Source organism: Cobetia sp. 5-11-6-3 (assembly GCF_013374055.1).
Taxonomy (GTDB): domain Bacteria; phylum Pseudomonadota; class Gammaproteobacteria; order Pseudomonadales; family Halomonadaceae; genus Cobetia; species Cobetia marina.
Map to the genome: position 1 here is coordinate 876084 of NZ_BLWJ01000001.1, position 18162 is coordinate 894245.

The 18162-nt window shown below is 64.0% G+C and carries 15 protein-coding genes; 9 read left to right on the plus strand and 6 right to left on the minus strand.

Annotation, left to right across the window (positions count from 1 at the left end):
• Positions 1 to 316: 316 nt before the first annotated feature.
• Positions 317 to 1804 (minus strand): anthranilate synthase component I, encoded by a 1488-nt coding sequence (trpE, locus tag HXS66_RS03690; protein WP_077373081.1) that lies wholly within the window; start codon positions 1802 to 1804, stop codon positions 317 to 319.
• A gap of 107 nt (positions 1805 to 1911) precedes the next feature.
• Positions 1912 to 2559 carry a phosphoglycolate phosphatase gene (locus HXS66_RS03695; RefSeq protein WP_176502909.1) on the minus strand — a complete coding sequence of 216 codons (648 nt, stop codon included), beginning with the start codon at positions 2557 to 2559 and terminating at the stop codon, positions 1912 to 1914.
• Positions 2560 to 3025: 466 nt separating this feature from the next.
• On the opposite strand from HXS66_RS03695, the gene HXS66_RS03700 reads away from it, so the two are divergent.
• On the plus strand, positions 3026 to 4327 hold the full coding sequence (locus tag HXS66_RS03700; RefSeq protein WP_077371416.1) for an NAD(P)/FAD-dependent oxidoreductase: 1302 nt from the start codon (positions 3026 to 3028) through the stop codon (positions 4325 to 4327).
• Between the two features lie 79 nt (positions 4328 to 4406).
• Here HXS66_RS03700 and HXS66_RS03705 read toward each other — a convergent pair whose 3' ends face one another.
• Positions 4407 to 4763 carry a GIY-YIG nuclease family protein gene (locus tag HXS66_RS03705; RefSeq protein ID WP_176502856.1) on the minus strand — a complete coding sequence of 119 codons (357 nt, stop codon included), beginning with the start codon at positions 4761 to 4763 and terminating at the stop codon, positions 4407 to 4409.
• 7 nt (positions 4764 to 4770) lie between these two features.
• Positions 4771 to 5478, minus strand: a complete 708-nt coding sequence (gene rpe, locus HXS66_RS03710; RefSeq protein ID WP_077373074.1) for a ribulose-phosphate 3-epimerase — start codon at positions 5476 to 5478, stop codon at positions 4771 to 4773.
• Between the two features lie 368 nt (positions 5479 to 5846).
• Between rpe and ggt the strand changes: the two genes are divergently transcribed.
• The 3 genes from ggt (at position 5847) to HXS66_RS03725 (ending at position 9675) form a co-directional block, all read left to right on the plus strand.
• Complete coding sequence (gene ggt / locus HXS66_RS03715) at positions 5847 to 7517, plus strand: gamma-glutamyltransferase (protein WP_255303088.1); 1671 nt, start codon at positions 5847 to 5849, stop codon at positions 7515 to 7517.
• Between the two features lie 132 nt (positions 7518 to 7649).
• A complete protein-coding gene (locus HXS66_RS03720; RefSeq protein ID WP_255303079.1) occupies positions 7650 to 8915 on the plus strand; it encodes an MFS transporter in 1266 nt (421 codons plus the stop codon).
• Positions 8916 to 9111: 196 nt separating this feature from the next.
• Positions 9112 to 9675: a YajG family lipoprotein gene (locus HXS66_RS03725; RefSeq protein WP_176502859.1), complete on the plus strand. Its 564-nt coding sequence runs from the start codon at positions 9112 to 9114 to the stop codon at positions 9673 to 9675.
• A gap of 139 nt (positions 9676 to 9814) precedes the next feature.
• Here the strand turns inward: HXS66_RS03725 and tmpT are convergent, their stop codons facing one another.
• Positions 9815 to 10498 carry a thiopurine S-methyltransferase gene (gene tmpT, locus HXS66_RS03730; protein WP_255303080.1) on the minus strand — a complete coding sequence of 228 codons (684 nt, stop codon included), beginning with the start codon at positions 10496 to 10498 and terminating at the stop codon, positions 9815 to 9817.
• A 70-nt stretch (positions 10499 to 10568) separates the two neighbouring features.
• Positions 10569 to 11255, minus strand: coding sequence for a TIGR04211 family SH3 domain-containing protein (locus HXS66_RS03735; RefSeq protein ID WP_308477991.1), 687 nt, complete (start codon positions 11253 to 11255; stop codon positions 10569 to 10571).
• Between the two features lie 810 nt (positions 11256 to 12065).
• On the opposite strand from HXS66_RS03735, the gene miaB reads away from it, so the two are divergent.
• The 5 genes from miaB to lnt all read left to right on the plus strand — a co-directional run bounded on the left by miaB (position 12066) and on the right by lnt (position 18141).
• The gene (gene miaB, locus HXS66_RS03740; protein ID WP_176502912.1) at positions 12066 to 13415 is read left to right on the plus strand and encodes a tRNA (N6-isopentenyl adenosine(37)-C2)-methylthiotransferase MiaB; all 1350 of its coding nucleotides are present in this window, start codon (positions 12066 to 12068) and stop codon (positions 13413 to 13415) included.
• A 201-nt stretch (positions 13416 to 13616) separates the two neighbouring features.
• Positions 13617 to 14750, plus strand: a complete 1134-nt coding sequence (locus HXS66_RS03745) for a PhoH family protein (protein WP_373996114.1) — start codon at positions 13617 to 13619, stop codon at positions 14748 to 14750.
• 122 nt (positions 14751 to 14872) lie between these two features.
• Positions 14873 to 15487: an rRNA maturation RNase YbeY gene (ybeY, locus tag HXS66_RS03750; protein WP_176502913.1), complete on the plus strand. Its 615-nt coding sequence runs from the start codon at positions 14873 to 14875 to the stop codon at positions 15485 to 15487.
• 128 nt (positions 15488 to 15615) lie between these two features.
• Positions 15616 to 16524 carry an HlyC/CorC family transporter gene (locus HXS66_RS03755; RefSeq protein WP_077371396.1) on the plus strand — a complete coding sequence of 303 codons (909 nt, stop codon included), beginning with the start codon at positions 15616 to 15618 and terminating at the stop codon, positions 16522 to 16524.
• An 87-nt stretch (positions 16525 to 16611) separates the two neighbouring features.
• Positions 16612 to 18141: an apolipoprotein N-acyltransferase gene (lnt, locus tag HXS66_RS03760; protein ID WP_176502860.1), complete on the plus strand. Its 1530-nt coding sequence runs from the start codon at positions 16612 to 16614 to the stop codon at positions 18139 to 18141.
• Positions 18142 to 18162 lie beyond the last annotated feature (21 nt).

Genomic DNA, 18162 nt, shown 5'->3' on the forward strand with positions numbered 1-18162 from the left:
TGTCCATTCTCGGGAGCGGATCCGTGCCGTGATTCACCGGCCTGCCCGCCCTCCTTTGGTGTCGTTCCCGCCGTCCAGCAACAAAAATGCCGCCCTGGTCGGCGGCATTCTTCTGGTCGTACGTCCTCGAACTTCAGACATGCGAAAGCCGCCCCGTTGTCAGGAGCGCCACCACTGCTGGTTGAGGTCGTGCGGGTTACGTAGCGTCATGGGTCAATAGTGCGTTGAGCCGTTGGGAGTGTCAATCACATGCGACATTGCAGGGAGCGGCCCCGCAAGGCCGCCGGGCCACTCCCTGTCGTGCATGGCGCGGCAATCAGTCCAGGTTGTCCAGGCCCCGCTCCGCCATCGCCACGGCACGGAACAGTGCGCGCCCCTTGTTGAGGGTCTCGTCCCACTCGGACTGCGGGACGGAATCCGCGACCACCCCGGCACCGGCCTGGACGTGGAGCACCTGATCCTTGAGCACGGCGGTACGGATCGCGATCGCGGTATCCATGTTGCCGTGCCAGGAGAGATAGCCCACCGCACCCGAGTAGATGCCACGCTTGACCGGCTCCAGCTCGTCGATGATCTCCATGGCACGAATCTTCGGCGCGCCGGACAGCGTGCCCGCCGGGAAGGTGGCACGCAGCACGTCCATCGGCCCCAGCCCTTCCTTCAGCTTGCCGGTGACGTTGGAGACGATGTGCATGACGTGGGAGTAGCGCTCCACCACCATCTGGTCCGTCACCTTGACGCTACCGGTCTGACTGATGCGCCCGGCATCGTTGCGGCCCAGGTCGATCAGCATCAGGTGCTCGGCGATTTCCTTGGGGTCCGAGAGCAGATCCTTCTCGAGCGCCAGATCCTCCTCTTCGGTGGCACCGCGTACGCGCGTTCCGGCAATGGGACGCACCGCGACTTCACCATCCTCGAGACGCGAGAGAATCTCGGGCGACGAGCCGATGACGTGATGGTCATCCAGATTGAAGAAGAACATGTACGGCGAGGGATTCAGACTGCGCAGCGCACGATAGAGATCCAACGGCGCGGCACGGTAGGGAATCGACATGCGCTGGGACGGCACGCACTGCATGACATCACCGGCCAGCACGTATTCCTTGATCTTCTCGACCGCGCCCTTGAAGCCTTCCTCGGTGAAGCCGGAAGTGAAATCGGTCTCCTGGACCGGATCACCGCCGGTGCCGGGGCTGACGGTATTCAGCGTGGCGCTGCGCAGCTGAATCTCGAGGCGCTCGAGACGCTCGCAGGCTGCCTCGAAGGCATTGGGTGTCTCGGGGTCGGCATGGGTCAGCAACGTCAGGCGGCCAGAGAGATTGTCGAAGATCACCAGCTCGTCGGCCACCATCAACAGGATATCCGGCACGCCCAGCGGGTCCGGCTTCTCGACGCCCCGCAGGCGCGGTTCGATGTAGCGCACGGTGTCATAGCCGAAGTAGCCGACCAGCCCGCCATTGAAGCGCGGTGCGCCCTCGATGACCGGCACCCGGAAGCGCGTCTGGAACTGCTCGATCCACTCGAGCGGATCTTCCACCTCGGTCATGCCGGTCTGCTCGCCATTGACCAGATGCGCCACGACCTGCCCACGCACCTCGATGCGCTCACGGCACGGCAAGCCGATGATCGAATAGCGCCCCCACTTCTCGCCACCCTGCACGGACTCCAGCAGGAAGGTCCACGGCATGTCAGCCAGCTTGAGATAGGTGGACAGCGGTGTGTCGAGGTCCGCCAGCACGTCACGAGTAACGGGAATGCGGTTGTAGCCTGCCTCGGCCAGTTCAGCGAAGTGTTGTGGGGTCATCATGACCTGCAGTTCCTTCCACGGAGGGGGCGTTGCCGGTACGCGACCGGCTTGTCTGGCGTCAGTCTATCATCGCGTGCCGGTGGCGGCAGCGCTGTCTGGCAGGCTCAGCCTGCGACGACCAGCTCGGCAAGGGACTCGACGATGTGATCCGGATGACTGCGCGCGATCGGCTCACCGTGGTTGTAGCCGTAGGGCACCGCCAGCGTCCGGAAACCGGCGGCGCGACCTGCCGCGATATCGTGACGTGAATCCCCGACCATCAACGCCTCCCGCGGCGCGACCCCCAGGCGCTCGGCCGCGAACAGCAACGGCGCGGGGTCCGGCTTGCGCGTCGGCAGACTGTCGCCGCCCAACGCCAGCGCGAAGTGTTCCGCCAGCGAGAAATGCGAGAGCAGCGGTTCGATGAAGGTTTCCGGCTTGTTGGTGATCAGCACCACGACCACACCGGCCTGATGCAACCCCTCCAGACAGTCACGCGCACCGGGATATAGCCGTGTACGCGAGCTGGGGTCCGCGGCGTAATGCGCCAGGAAGCACTGATGCGCGCGCTCGACCCGCGTCAGATCATCCGTCGCCAGACCATGCGCCTCAAGCGCTCGCTCCACCAGCACCCGCGCGCCATTGCCGACGAAGTCGCGCACGCGCTCTTCCCCGAGTGCCGACAAGCCTTCATCGACCAGCATCCTGTCGATCGCGTTGGCAAGATCCGGCACCGAGTCGATCAGGGTGCCATCCAGATCGAAGGCCACCATCTTGATGCCCCGCAATGCCGGATGCGCCAGCCCGTGATCGAGGCTCTGTACCTGCTCGGGTCGGGGCCCGAGAGCGTCCCCGCCACGCGCGGTATCGCAGGGCGTGGAAGTGGAATGAGACGCGGTCTGGACAGACGCCTCGCCGGAAGTCTGCATTACCGTCTTTTCGCTCACCTGGCCTCCTGAGATCACTCGCTGAATCCGGCTGTCACGGGACGAGAATCGTCCGCCATTCATCCACGCAACGCATGGTTTCATCTGTTTTGTTGGAAAAATCCGTAAAAAAATTACATTCCTTCACCCTGCCACTATTAGCACGCCAGCGGTCACGTTACCATAGCGCCATTCAGTCGACCGTCCCTCCGGGTGTGGCGCCAGTGACAACGAAAAAACGCGCAACCCGACGCTCCGGCGACAGCCAGTTTCTGCTTGTCCTTTTCGATCTTGTCACTCTCAGGAGCTCTCCATGGCTATTCCCCGCATCGTGGTTGTCGGCGGTGGCGCCGGCGGTCTGGAACTTGTCACCAAGCTTGGCCACAAGCTGGGTCGCAAGAAGAAAGCCGAAATCATCCTCATCGATCGCAATTCCACGCATATCTGGAAGCCTCTGCTGCACGAAGTGGCCACCGGCGTGCTGGATTCCGGTCTTGATGAGGTGTCCTACCAGGGCCATTCCAAGGCCCACGGCTACAAGTTCCAACGCGGGACTCTCGAAAGCCTGGAGCGCGAAGAGAAGCAGCTGACACTGGCGGCCATCCACGATGCCAACGGCACCGTACTGCTGCCCTCGCGCACCCTGAGCTATGACTATCTGGTGCTGTCGCTGGGCAGCGTGTCCAACGACTTCGGTACCCAGGGCGTCGCCGAGCACTGTCACTTCCTGGACAGCCCGCAGCAGGCCGAGAAGTTCCGTCGCGACATGCTCGACACCTTCCTGCGCTTCAGCGCCAATGGCGACAAGTGTGAGCGCCAGCAGCTCAACGTCGCCATCATCGGCGCCGGCGCGACCGGGGTCGAACTGTCCGCCGAGCTGTTCGATGCCTCAAAGATGCTGCACAGCTATGGCTTCTCCTCGCTGGAGGATCGTCAGGTCAAGGTGCATCTGATCGAGGCCGCTCCCCGCATCCTGCCGGCCCTGCCGGAGCGCATCGGCAAGCCGGTCGCCAAGGAGCTGACCCGGCTCGGTGTGGACATCCACACTGACACCCGCGTGACCTGTGCCGACGAACGCGGCATCACCACGGCCGATGGCACTCTGATCGAGGCGGATCTGAGCGTATGGGCCGCCGGTATCCGAGCGCCGTCCTTCCTGTCGGAGCTGGGCCTGTCCACCGAGCGCAACCACCAGGTCAAGGTCCACCAGACCATGCAGAGCATCGACGATGACGCCATCTTCGCGCTCGGCGATTGCGCCAGCTGCCCACAGCCGGATGACAAGCGCGTGCCGCCACGCGCCCAGGCCGCTCACCAGCAGGCCAGTCTGATGGTCAAGAATCTGCGTGCGGCAATGGACAACAAGCCGCTGAAGGAATTCGTGTTCAAGGATCACGGCTCGCTGATCTCGCTGGCGCACTTCGATGCCGTCGGCTCGCTGATGCGCGGCGCCTCCGCGCGCTCGTTGTTCATCGAAGGCCGCCTAGCCAAGTTCTTCTACGCCTCGCTGTATCGCATGCACCAGATGGCGATCCACGGCGTGATCAAGACCGGCATGACCGTCATCGTGGATGGCCTGAATCGCTACCTGCGTCCGAAGATGAAGCTGCACTGATCACCCGCTCAGAACGAAAAACGCCCTCGACGGTCTCCGTCGGGGGCGTTTTCATTCAGGCACTTGTGCGTTCAGGCACTTACCCGAGCAGGCTCTCCAGCGTCAGTTCGCCGGCAATCAGGCGCCGCTTGGCGGAGACACTCAGCTGCTTGACGCGGTACTCGAGCTTGAGCGCCCGCGAGCGATCCCCGACCGCCTGTTGATAACACAACGTCAAGGGCCCCTTGCCACGCAGGGCACGCGCGCCCCGCTTGCCGCCGGCATGCTCGCTCAGGCGACGCGTCACATCGGTACTGATGCCGGTATAGAGGCGCCCCTGGGCCGTCTCGAGGACATACAGCCACCACTCGGATGACGTCTCGCCCGTCTGCGCCGCCGCGTCCGCGACACACGGTTCTCCCGGCACAGTCGCTTCCGGCACAGTCGCTTCCGGCATGGCCGGATCAGCCACGCACGCTGGCAAGCTCGGCACGCAGTTTCGCCAGCACGCTGTCATAGCGGTTGGCATCGCTGTCGCTGCGCGCATTGAAGATGGCGGAACCCGCGACGAAGGTGTCAGCCCCGGCACGCGCGATCTCGGCGATGTTGTCGACCTTCACGCCACCATCGATCTCGAGACGGATGTTGTAGCCGGAGGCATCGATGCGCCGGCGCGCTTCACGCAGCTTGTCCAGCGTTCCGGGGATGAAGGACTGCCCGCCGAAGCCCGGATTGACGCTCATCAGAAGGATCATGTCGACCTTGTCCATCACGTAATCGAGATAGGACAGCGGCGTGGCCGGATTGAACACCAGGCCGGACTTGCAGCCCGCGTCACGGATCAGTTGCAGCGAGCGATCGACGTGATCGGAGGCTTCCGGATGGAAGGTGATGAAGCTGGCGCCTGCCTCGGCGAAGTCACCGATCATGCGATCCACCGGGGTGACCATCAGGTGCGCATCGATCTCTGCCGTGATGCCATAGTCACGCAGCGCCTTGCACACCATCGGACCGATGGTGAGGTTGGGCACGTAATGATTGTCCATCACGTCGAAGTGCACGATATCCGCACCGGACGCCAGCACATCCTCGACTTCCTGCCCCAGGCGGGCGAAGTCGGCAGACAGGATCGACGGGGCAATCTTGAAATCATTCGGCAGTAGATCAGACATGTCATCAGGCGCCATCAGCAAGTGGAAGAGGCATTTTACGTCACCCTCTCACAAAAGACAGGCACTGTGTGAAGCGTCAGGCCGTTCCGGCACCAGCGCTTGCGTTCCCCTCTGCGCGACGGACGCCGTCGTCATCGAGGTTGAAATTGGTGCATTAGCATCTGATAGTAAAACGGTTCGTCTGGGTAGCCACTCCCGATGCGACTCACGACAGCACGTGGCGCGCGCGTCACCGACGCCATGCAGCAACTCCAATAACGATAAAGGGACTATCACTCATGTTCGACACCCCTTGTGCAGCACGCAAGCGTCTGAAGACCTTCGCCGCGGCGGCACTGCTGCCTCTGGCAGGTCTGCTGCCCACCGCGATGCCGGCCGCCTTCGCGGACAGCAGCGCGATTCTGGAAGGCGAGCGTTTCCATCCGGTGGAAGGCAAGCATGGCATGGTCGCCACCAGCCATTACCTGGCCTCACAGGTCGCACGTGATGTCCTGGCGGAAGGCGGCAATGCCGTCGATGCCGCCGTGGTGGCCGGCTTCGCGCTGGCCGTGACCCAACCCCGCTCCGGCAACATCGGTGGCGGCGGTTTCATGCTGGTGTCCGATGAGAAGACCGGCAAGGTGGTCGCCATCGATTACCGTGAGAAAGCTCCGGCCGCGGCCAGCGAGACGATGTTCCAGGACGAGAATGGCGAAGCCGTGGCCGAGTGGTCTCGCTTCACGCATCGCGCTGCGGGCGTGCCCGGCACCGTGGCCGGTCTTGCCAAGGCACTGGAGGACTACGGCACCCTGACGCTCGAGCAGGCACTGGCTCCGGCCATCAAGCTGGCAGAAGACGGTTTCGTCATCCCGACCCGCTTCGCCAAGGGGCTGAGCGATGCCAAGGACCGCCTCGCCAAGTGGGACAGCACCGCCAAGGTGTTCTACAAGGCAGACGGCAGCAATTACGAGGCGGGTGAGCTGTTCAAGCAACCGGAGCTGGCCGCGACGCTCAAGCGTATCGCCGCCAATGGCCCGCGCGAGTTCTACGAGGGTGAGACCGCCAAGCTGATCGTCGCCGAGATGGATCGCCATGACGGCATCATGACGATGGATGACCTGAAGGCCTACGAGCCGGAAATCCGTGAGCCGGTCCATGGCACCTATCGTGGCTACGACATCTTCTCGATGAGCCCGCCCTCCTCCGGCGGGGCGCACATCGTCCAGATTCTCAACATGCTCGAGGGTGACGACATCCAGGCGATGGGCTTCAATTCCGCCGCCACCATCCACGTGATGGCCGAGGCGATGCGCCGTGCCTACGCCGATCGCTCCGAGTATCTGGGCGACACCGACTTCGTCGATGTGCCGCTGGCCGGCATCACCTCCAAGGACTACGCCAAGGAGCTGCGCGGCCAGTTCGACATGAACCAGGCCACGCCGTCCAGCGAGATCAAGCCCGGCAAGCCGCAGCCCTATGAATCCAACCAGACCACCCACTTCTCGATCGCCGATGGCAATGGTCTGGCCGTTTCCAATACCTACACCATCAACTTCAGCTACGGCTCCGGCATCGTGGTGGATGGCGCAGGTTTCCTGCTCAACAACGAGATGGATGACTTCTCGGCCAAGCCGGGCGTGCCGAATGCCTATGGCCTGATCGGTGGCGTCGCCAACAAGATCGAGCCGGGCAAGCGCATGCTGTCCTCCATGAGCCCGACCATCGTGATGAAGGATGGCAAGAACTTCCTCGTCACCGGCAGCCCCGGCGGCTCGCGCATCATCACCACCACGCTTCAGGTGCTGATGAACGTGATCGATCACGGCATGAACATCCAGTCGGCGGTCAGCGCTCCGCGCATCCACCACCAGTGGCTGCCGGATGAGATCCGCATCGAGGCGGGCATCAGTCAGGACACCATCCGCCTGCTCGAGGCGATGGGCCACAAGGTCGTCACCAAGGACGCCATGGGGGCCATCCAGTCCGTGATGATCCAGGACGGCACCTTCTATGGCGGTGCCGACCCGCGCCGCTCCACCTCCTCGGCCATGGGGCTTTGAGCGAGGCCACTCGCGCTGCGCCTGACGCTCTGAGCGATGCGTCATCTGCCTGACTGGTCAGGACCTGCGATACGGGCGACACTCCACGGTGTCGCCCGTTTTCATGTCGCTCGCGCTCAACCAGGTGCTCTCTTGTCCTCCTCAAAGTCTGTTTCCTCGGCCGATGCCCGTTGGCGGCAACTGGCCAGCCGTTACCCCGTCGCCCTCATCGCGCTGGCTCAGCTGTTCGGCACCAGCCTGTGGTTCACGCCCAATGCCGTGCTGACGCCAATGCTGGCGAGCTGGAACTTTGCCGGCGAGAGCGCTGGCGCCCTGGGGCAACTGACCTCCTCGGTACAGGGCGGCTTCATCGTCGGCACCCTGACCCTGGGGCTGGCGGGACTGGCAGACCGCTTCGCGGCACGCCACCTGTTCATGGCTTCGTGCCTGCTGGGGGCGCTGACCAACCTGGCGCTCATCCTCGCGCCGGGGCTGTTGAGTGCCTCGGCGCTGCGCGTGCTGACCGGCCTGGCGCTGGCCGGCATCTATCCCATCGGGCTCAAGCTGATGGTACAGACGGCCCCGGACCGCGCCGGAGCTGCACTGGCCTGGCTGGTCGGCATGCTGGTGCTGGGCACCTCGCTGCCACATGGCCTGGCTGCCCTGCAACTCAGTGGCAGCTTCTCGCTTCCCTGGGGGGCGGCGATCGGCATGGCCTCGCTGCTGGCCGTGGCCGGGGCCGGACTGGTGGCCTTGCTACCCGCTGTCGCCCCGCCCGCACCAGCGCATGCCTCGACGCAGACGTCCTTGCTTGCCCGCGCGACACGAGGGCTGGCCGCCTGGCGTCATCCCGGTTTCGTGCGCGGCGCGCTGGGCTACTTCGGCCACATGTGGGAGCTCTATACGCTGTGGGCATTGGTGCCGCTATTGCTGACGACCATGGCCAGACTCAACGGCCTCTCACTCTCGGCCACGCAACTGGCACTGCACAGCTTCATGGTGATCGCGGTGGGCGGGCCCGGTTGCGTGGTCGGAGGCTGGCTGTCGCGCACCCGCGGGAGTCTGTGGGTCGCGCGCCTGGGATTGGCGGGCTCGGTGATCCTCACCCTGCTGTTCGTCGGTGCCATGCAACTTGAGGCCGGCTATGGCCTGCTGCTGGGCCTGCTGGCGCTCTGGAGTCTGATGGCCGTGATCGATTCCCCGCAATTCTCCGCGCTGGCGGCCGGCGGCACGCCCGTCGAGCTGCAGGCCAGTGCGCTGGCCTTGATGAATGCCATCGGTTTCAGCCTGTCACTGGTCTCGATCGCCCTGCTGACCCCGCTGATCGCCGCACAGGGCAGCCTGTTGCTGCTGAGCATTCTGCCCGGCCCCTTGCTGGGGCTGCTGGCATTGACGCGCCGCGTGCCGCCCGGCCAGTGAGCGTCGCCGAACGGGAACAGCCATGAGCCAGAATTTCCACTACTCACCCGGCGCGATCTGACCCTATACTCGCGCCCATCAATCCAGGAGCCTGCCATTCAGCCGGCTCTCGTGATCCTTCCACTGTTGACCGGCCACCGGCCCGGGAGCCCGAACGATGATGCGACACCTGCGTATTACCTGCATGAGCGTGGCCTTGATAGCCACGACCGCGCTACTCAGCGCCTGCGGCACCAGCCCGCAACGCCTGTACGTCAACCCGCAGGTTGGCGAGATGGGGGTGGTCGGCCATGGCCAGCAGGTGGTGGTGGAAGTGCGCGACGAGCGACCCTCTGAGCGCATTGGCACCCGTGATGGTGCCACCAACGCCTCCAGCTATCTGGTGGTCCCGACCGGCGATCTGACGCCCAAGCTGGAGGCACAGGCCATCAGCGCCCTGCGCCGCATGGGCTTCGTGCCGGTGACCGCCGAGCAGGCCAATGCCGGTGCCACCGAACTGACCCTCTCGCTGACCGAGCTGGCCTATGGCGTGAAGCGCGGCGGTCTGCTCACCGACACCGCGGCACTCAACGGAGTGATCCAGGCGGTCGCGGTCTCCGGCAAGCAGCGCTACACCGGCAGCTATACCGCCACGCGTGATCAGGGCTACGCCCTCAAGCCCAGCCAGGAGAAGAATACCGAACTGGTCTCTCTGGTGATCGGGGATGCCCTGACACGCGCCTTCCAGGACACCACCCTGATCCGCCAGCTGGACCAGTAAGTCCACTCGGGAGACGCGTCCAGCAGCCCCGCACCACCTGCTCGTCCAACGAAAACGCCACCGCCGCCCAATGGGCGGCGGTGGCGTTTCACGAGATGAGGCAGACCCGCCAGGTATCGCGGCGAGGTGGATCAGTCAATCACTCTCTGGGCCCCTTGCGCACCAGCGCCCAGACCGTCTCGCGCAGACCACGATCATCCGGCGCACGGCGCTCCAGCACCTCCAGCGTGAAATTGGCGCCCAACAGCCGCCGGATCTCCGCCTCCGAGACATGAAACGGCGGCCCTTGTTCACGCTCCGTGTCACGCTCGAGACTGATCAACAGGCCGCGAGCGCCGGGCGGCAACAGCTGAGCCAGATGGAAGGCATAACGCTGACGAGTCGACTCGGGCAGTGCAATCAGCGCCGCGCGGTCATAGAAGGCATCGAGATGATCGACATGATCGATGTGGAAGTGGAAGAAGTCTCCGCACCACAGCTCGACCGGCCCCTGACGGAAGCATTCGAAGTGATCCAGTCGATAGCGCGAGACATCCCCGACTCCCTCGGCCACGAAGGCCTCACAGGCCTGACGCGCAAGCTCGATCCCCAGCACCGGATGCCCCTGAGCCGCCAGCCAGCGCATGTCCAGACTCTTGCCACACAGCGGCACCAGCACCTTGGCCTGGGGCGCGACGTCGAGACGCGGCCACCAGCGCTCCAGCGCCGGATGAGGCGCCGGCAGATGAAACCCGATCCGGCCTTCGGCCCAACGCGCAAGCCAGGGGTCACTGGCCGGGGCATTGCCTGACATCAACGCTGACACGGGGTCATCTGCTGACATGGGAGAGCCCTCCTGGAATCTGGAGATGCCCGAGTGCGGCGACACTCGGGCGAGTGGAGACCTTCACGAATTACAGGAAACCGTGACGCTTCTTCTTGCGGCGCGGCAGGTGCGGCACGATCAGGCCGACCAGCAGTCCGGCACCGGCCACACCACCGCCATACATGAAGTAACGCATCAGCAGGTCCTGCTTCTGGGTGTCCAGCAGCGCCTGCATCTTGCGCATCTTGCTGCGGGCCTGCTCAAGCTCCGCGGACTGGCTGTTGCTGGAGGCTTCCAGCTCCTCGATGCGCGCCTGACGCGTCTCGAGGCCAGCCTTCATGTCCGAGACCCGGGTTTCCCACTCGTCATTGATGCCATCGAGCCTGGCCGTAAGCTCCTTGACCTTGCTGCTGAGGGCCGGCACACGCGCATTGACGCTGCGCGTGTCCTGAAGGTCGGCGGAAGGCAGCCAGACCACGTCACCGCTGGCGGTGCGGATCTTGCTGTAGTCATTCTGGACGTCGAGCAGCTCGACCGGCTGCCCGGCCTCCACCGTGCCCACGATACGGTAACCATCGGTGGGGCCGCTGCGCACGAAGGTGGTGAGATTGTCAGAGACCCAACGCTCGCTCGCGGCATTGGCCAGCGGTGCAGACAGTCCCAGCATCAGGCTGCCGGTGACGCCAAGCCCAAGCAAGGCACGGCGCAATGAGCGCAGGCTCACGCTGCCGAGTGAACGAGGGGAAAAGGTGCTGAGAGTGAGTGATCGCATCATGTCGCGTTCTTCATGGGTGTCTGAGGGCGGTGGTCGCCGCTGACGAGCAGGCATCGGAATCGAGGCTTCCGAACGCATCTGCCGAACACCGTCGACCGCTTGTCGGCATGCCGTGGCATGCCTTGATCTGCCCATGCGCTGTCTGACAGGTTGCGTGACGCGAGGCTTCCTGCCTGACATCACTATACCGCTGGGACGTAGTAGATATTTCGCTGTCATCAGACATCCACACTTTCTGTGGATAAGTCTTGGGACAACGTGACGATGGAAGGTCCGCGCACGGCGAAATGCCTGCCTCGCCAACAAATCGTTTATTTTTTGACCAGCACCAGTGCCGCCACTGTCGGCATGAAAACCTCAATAAATCAAGCTATTGACAGCTGCCTGTTTGCCCTGCAACACGGGCTTGAGACGGATATCACACGCGGACGTCGCCAATCTGCCCGTGAGGATACCACAGCCACCCTCAGCCTGAAGCCATGCGTGCAAGCCTCTCGCCACTCCCGTCCCGCCCCCGACATTTCCATGAGAAACCCCAGAGCTTGCAGGGGCCGCGACGGTCTGAGGGCTGGCCGCATGCCCGTCAGACTCCTATACTATGCCGTCCTGATTTCGGCTCAGGCACGCATTGAGCATCACGTCTCAAGGCTGCCACGCCCTCGATTCCCGCCAGGCTCAGGCCTCGGGGCTCATTCATCACAAGTCGCGCCCCTTCTCCTGACCGCTTCTCAAGCCCTCCGCCACCCAAGGTGTCGAGAGCCGGGAGTGAACGAAGGTTCGGCGCGCAGCTCAGAGCGTTCACACAAGGCAATGGCGAAGAAACTCTTCATCAAGACCCACGGCTGCCAGATGAACGAGTATGACTCCGCGCGCATGGCGGATCTGCTCGGCGAATCGCACCAGATGGAAGTCACCAGCGACGAATCCGAGGCAGACGTCATCCTGCTCAACACCTGCTCCATCCGCGAGAAGGCGCAGGAGAAGGTGTTCCATCAGCTGGGACGCTGGAAGAAGCTCAAGGAGAAGAATCCGGACCTGGTGATCGGTGTCGGCGGCTGCGTGGCCAGTCAGGAAGGCGACAACCTGCGCAAGCGCGCGCCACATGTGGACATGGTCTTCGGCCCGCAGACCCTGCACCGCGTGCCGAAGATGCTCAATACGCGTCGCGAGAGCCTCAAGCAGATCTCCGTGGTCGACGTGACCTTCCCGGAGATCGAGAAGTTCGACAACCTGCCCGCGCCCAAGAGCGACGGCGCCAGCGCCTTCGTCTCGGTGATGGAAGGCTGCTCCAAGTACTGCACCTTCTGCGTGGTGCCCTACACCCGTGGTGAGGAAGTCTCCCGCCCCTTCGAGAAGGTGATGGATGAAGTCATCCATCTGGCCGACCAGGGTGTGCGCGAGATCAATCTGCTGGGCCAGAACGTCAATGCCTACGCCGGCCTCAACCTGCTGGGCGAGGAGATCGACCTGGCCGAACTGATCAGCTGCGTGGCGCAGGTCGAGGGGATCGACCGCATCCGCTTCACCACCTCGCATCCGCTGGAGTTCAAGGACTCGCTGGTCGAGGCCTTCGGCGAGATCCCCGAGCTGGTCAGCCACCTGCACCTGCCGGTGCAGTCAGGCTCCAACCGCATTCTGGCGGCGATGAAGCGTGGCCACGAGCGTGATCTCTACATCGACAAGCTCGAGCGCATCCGTGCACTGCGTCCGGACATCAGCTTCTCTTCCGACTTCATCGTCGGCTTCCCGGGCGAGACGGATCAGGACTTCATGGACACCATGGACCTGATCGGCCAGATCGGCTTCGATCACTCCTTCAGCTTCATCTACTCGGCGCGCCCCGGCACCCCGGCGGCCAGCCTCGAGGATGATACGCCCGAGGAGGTGAAGAAGGAGCGCCTGATGATCCTGCAGGAGCGCATCAATCAGCAGGCGATGCAGATCGGGCGCAAGATGGTCGGCACCACCCAGCGCATTCTGGTCTCCGGGTTCTCGCCGCGTGATCCGGGCCTGCTGTCCGGGCGTACCGAGAACAATCGCGTGGTCAACTTCCGCGCCGCCAACCCGACCGAGCTGATCGGCTACCTGGTGGATGTCGAGATCACCGAGGCCTATCCCAATTCGCTGCGTGGCGAGCTCGCCTCTCCCTATCGCTATTGATCACTCGTCGCCCCGGGGATTGACGAGGCGCCATCAGCCCCCACTATCAAGCGGATAGCCACGTTGGCCGTACAGGACAATTGCCCTGTACGGCCATCGCGCATTAAGCTCTTCTCAACGACGTGGCAGCCGGGTTTCACTCAGGTGAATTCCTTGCCCACCGCGACTCACGCATTCACCTGCATCAGGACATTCGACGCCTTGAGCCACCAGCCCCAGCAAGCCAATCGCATTCTCAACATGACGCTCGAGCCGGCAGACCCACAGCGTCTGGCCAGCCTGACCGGTCAGCGCGACGAGCACCTCAAGCTGATCGAATCCCGACTCGGTGTCACCCTGCGCAACCGCGGCAACGACTTCCAGATCGCCGGCCCCTCGGCTGCCGTCAAGGCCGCAGCCAACGTGCTGGAGCACCTCTATCGCGAGACCGGTGCCGGGGAAGTCGATGCCGAGACCGTCCATCTCTTCCTGCAGGAATCCGGTGTCGAGGCACTGGTGGAAGCCGCGGAAGACCAGGACGTCAGCTACGGCGACGTGGTGATTCGTACTCCCAAGGTGCTGGTCCGCCCGCGCGGCTTCAACCAGCAGGGTTACGTCACCGAGATGCGCAACCACGACATCAACTTCGGCATCGGCCCGGCCGGTACCGGCAAGACCTATCTGGCCGTCGCCGCTGCGGTGGAAGCGCTCAACAATCAGGAAGTGCGCCGTATCCTGCTGGTGCGCCCGGCGGTCGAGGCCGGCGAGAAGCTCGGCTTCCTGCCCGGCGATCTGGCCCAGAAGATCGACCCCTACCTGCGCCCGCTCTATGACGCCCTCTACGAGATGCTCGGCTTCGAGCACGTCAACAAGATGATCGAGCGCCAGATCATCGAGATCGCCCCGCTGGCCTACATGCGTGGCCGGACGCTCAACAATGCCTACATCATTCTCGATGAGTCCCAGAACACCACGCGCGAACAGATGAAGATGTTCCTGACGCGCATCGGTTTCGGCTCCACCGCCGTCATCACCGGGGATGTCTCGCAGGTCGACCTGCCGCGTGGTACCCAGTCGGGCCTTGCGCACGTGCTGGAAGTGCTCAAGGACACCCCGGGGATCAGCATTACCCGCTTCCTCGCCAAGGACGTGGTGCGTCACCCGCTGGTGCAGCGCATCGTCGAGGCCTACGACAGCTTCGAGGCCGAGGAAGAGAAGCAGGAAGGCGAGCGTCGCGAGAAGCGCCAGGCCGAGCGCGAAGCGCGCATGGCGGCACTCAATGCCCAGGGCAGCACGCCGCCCTTCGAGAACAGCTCGTCCAGTGACAGGCCCTCCGGCAATGGGGGTGCTCAGTGAGCCAGGCACCTGCCGTGGTCGTGGACCTGCAACTCGCTGTCACCGAGAGCGAGATCGATGGCCAGCCGTTGCCGGCGAGCCATCAGCTCGAGGCCTGGGTGGCCGCGGCGCTGGCAGGGGCCATGGCCGATGACGCCCTGCAGAGCGACGGCGAGGTGGATGACACCCCCTACGAGCTGACCGTGCGCCTGGTGGAAGAGGAAGAAAGCCGCGGGCTCAACCGCGACTATCGCGGCAAGGATTCCTCCACCAATGTGCTGTCCTTCCCGCATGAGCCACTGGATCTCGACGACTTCGCCCTGCCGGCCGAACTGGCGGAGCGTTTCGCCGAGGAAGCTCCGGGATTCGATGACGGTGAAGACGCCGGCCTCGACGGCCAGCCTCAGGGCGACGCCGCTGACGACGATGTCATGCTGGAGTCAGGTGGCGTGGGGGATGCTGAGGCGCCGCGGACCCCGGAACTGATGACGGCTGAGGATGAGGCCGCGGATGAGGCGGACGACGCCTCGCGCTTTCTCGGCGACCTCGTCATCAGCGTACACGTCGTGGCGCGGGAAGCGGCCGCCCAGGGCAAGTCCCTCGAGGACCATTTTGCCCATATGCTCGTGCATGGCACCTTGCACTTGCTAGGTTATGACCATATCGAGGACGATGACGCCGAGCATATGGAAGCCCTCGAGCGTGACGTGCTGGCAGGGCTGGGCATTGCCGACCCCTACCGGGAAGAGAATCAATGATGCCGATGCCCTTTCGCATCGGCAGCACCCGCCGTCGGGTGATGCCTGGTTCGTCCAGGCGTCACCCGGCAGCCCCGATACCCCCACGACGATGGGGTATCGCCACCGAGGAAAAGAGAAACTAACGCATGAGCGAAGACCGATCGGGAAGCCATTCGAAATCCTGGCTCGATAAGCTGTTCGGCGCCTTCTCAAGCGACACCGACGAACCCAGCTCCCGCAGTGAGCTGCTTCAGTTCCTGACCGAGGTAGGCCCACGCCTCAATCTCGATCAGGACGCGATTGCCATCATCGAGGGCGCGCTGGAAATCAGTGACCAGCAAGTCCGCGAGGTGATGATCCCCCGCTCCCAGATGCAGGCCATCCAGGTCGATCAGCGTCCTGAGGAGTACCTGCCGCTGATCCTCGAATCGGCGCATTCCCGCTATCCCGTCATCGACGAGAACCTCGACGAGGTGCTCGGCATCCTGCTGGCCAAGGACCTGCTGCCGCTGATCCTGCAGAACGACAGCGAGCGCAAGCGCTTCGATCTGCGTGAAGCCATCCGTCCGGCCATGTTCATCCCGGAGTCCAAGCGCCTCAACAGCCTGCTCAAGGAATTCCGCGAGACCCGCAATCACATGGCGGTGGTCATCGATGAATACGGCGGCACCGCGGGCCTGATCACCATCGAGGACATTCTCGAGCAGATCGTCGGCGACATCGAGGATGAGCACGACACCGATGAGGATGAGGATATCCGTGAGCTGGGCGACGGCCAGTTCGCCGTCAGCGCCCTGACCACCATCGAGGACTTCAACGAGCACTTCGCCACCGACTTCCCGGATGAAGAGTTCGATACCATCGGCGGTCTGATGATCCAGCGCTTCGGCCACATGCCACGTCGCCAGGAGTCGACCGACTTCGCCGGCTGGCGCTTCACCGTGCTCAATGCCGACAACCGTCGCATTCGCCAGGTGCAGGTCTGCCGCCTGGAAGATGCCACCGGTGATGCCCCGCCCTCCGCTGAGCATCGCGCGCACATCAGCGGTGAGTGACGCATGGCGCTGATGCCAGGCTGAATCGATAGAGGACAATGCCAGACATGCCCGACGGTGTGTCTGGCATTTTACAAGGAGAGCGGCATGTCCGAATCACCTCACCCGGCGGCCTTCAGGGGCACGTCGTCGTTGAGCAATGCGCTGGGCCACCTGCTGGCTCTGATCGCTGGTGTCTTGATCACCCTGAGTTTCGCCCCCTTCGAGCAATGGTGGCTGGGCCCGGTGGGTGCGGGGCTGCTCTACGGCGCCCTGCGCATGCCGAGCGGTGGCTTCCTGCGCGCCTGGTGGTATGGCATCGGTCTGTTCGGCAGTGGCGCCAGCTGGGTCTATGTCTCGATCCATGACTACGGCTATACCGGCATGCCGCTGGCCGTGCTGCTGACGATGCTGTTCGTCGCCACCATGGCGCTGTTCCCGATGCTGTGGATGGGGCTGTGGCAACGCTTCTGCTCACGCCAGCTGGACGTGCTGTCGTTCGCTGCCGTCTTCGTCATCAGTGAGCTGTTTCGCACCTGGGCCTTCACCGGCTTCCCGTGGCTGCTGCTGGGCAACAGTGCGGTGGGGTCGCCGCTGGCCAATTGGGTGCCGATACTCGGGGTCTACGGCGTCTCGCTGATCATCGCGCTGTCCGGTGCGTTGCTGTGGAACCTGGCGCTCAGGCGGCGCTGGCTGACCCTCGTGCCATTGGTGGTGCTGTGGGGGGCGGGTCTGCTGCTGCCGACCAGCTGGACGCATCCCGGCGGAGAGCCGGCACGCGTCGCGCTGCTGCAGGGCAACCTGCCGCAGCTGATCAAGTGGAGCGCCGAGGGCCAGCGGCGCGCGGCCAATACCTATGCCGCGATGACCCGGGCCGTGCAGGACGATGCCGACCTGATCGTGTGGCCGGAAACCGCACTGCCGATGCTGCGCGATCAGGCCGAACCCTTCCTGGAACGCATCCAGGCGACGCTGCCTCCCAAGACCGGGCTGATCACCGGCATCGTCGAGCGCGACGCCGACAACCGCTTCTACAACAGCGTGATCCCCATCGATGACCCTTCGGCCCAGTACCGCAAGGAACACCTGGTGCCCTTCGGAGAATATGTGCCGCTGGAGAGCTGGTTGCGTGGCATCATCGGCTTCTTAGACCTGCCGATGTCGAGCATGCAATCAGGCGACAGTCAGCAGGAACCGCTGTTCGTGAGCGGGCTGCGTATCGGGGTCGCCATCTGCTACGAGATCGTCTATCCGGAGCTGGTTCGCCAGCGGGCGCTGAGCTCGACCGTGCTGCTGACCGTGTCCAATGACACCTGGTTCGGTCACTCCATCGGCCCGCTCCAGCACCTGCAGATGGCACAGATTCGCGCACTGGAAAACGGGCGTTTCCTGCTGCGCGCGACCAGCAACGGGGTGACGGCGATCATCTCGCCACAGGGGGAGATCATTGCCCGCGCCCCGCAGTTCGAGGAGGCGACCGTCACCGGCGACATCCGCCTGCAGCTGGGCATGACGCCCTGGATGCGCTTCGGACTGCTGCCGATATGGATTCTGGTGGGCCTGCTGCTGGCACCGAGCCTGATGCTGGGCATCGGTGAACGTCTGGCGGCACGCCGTGGCATGAAGGCGTCCAGCTGATACGCTGCTCCCCCTATCCGC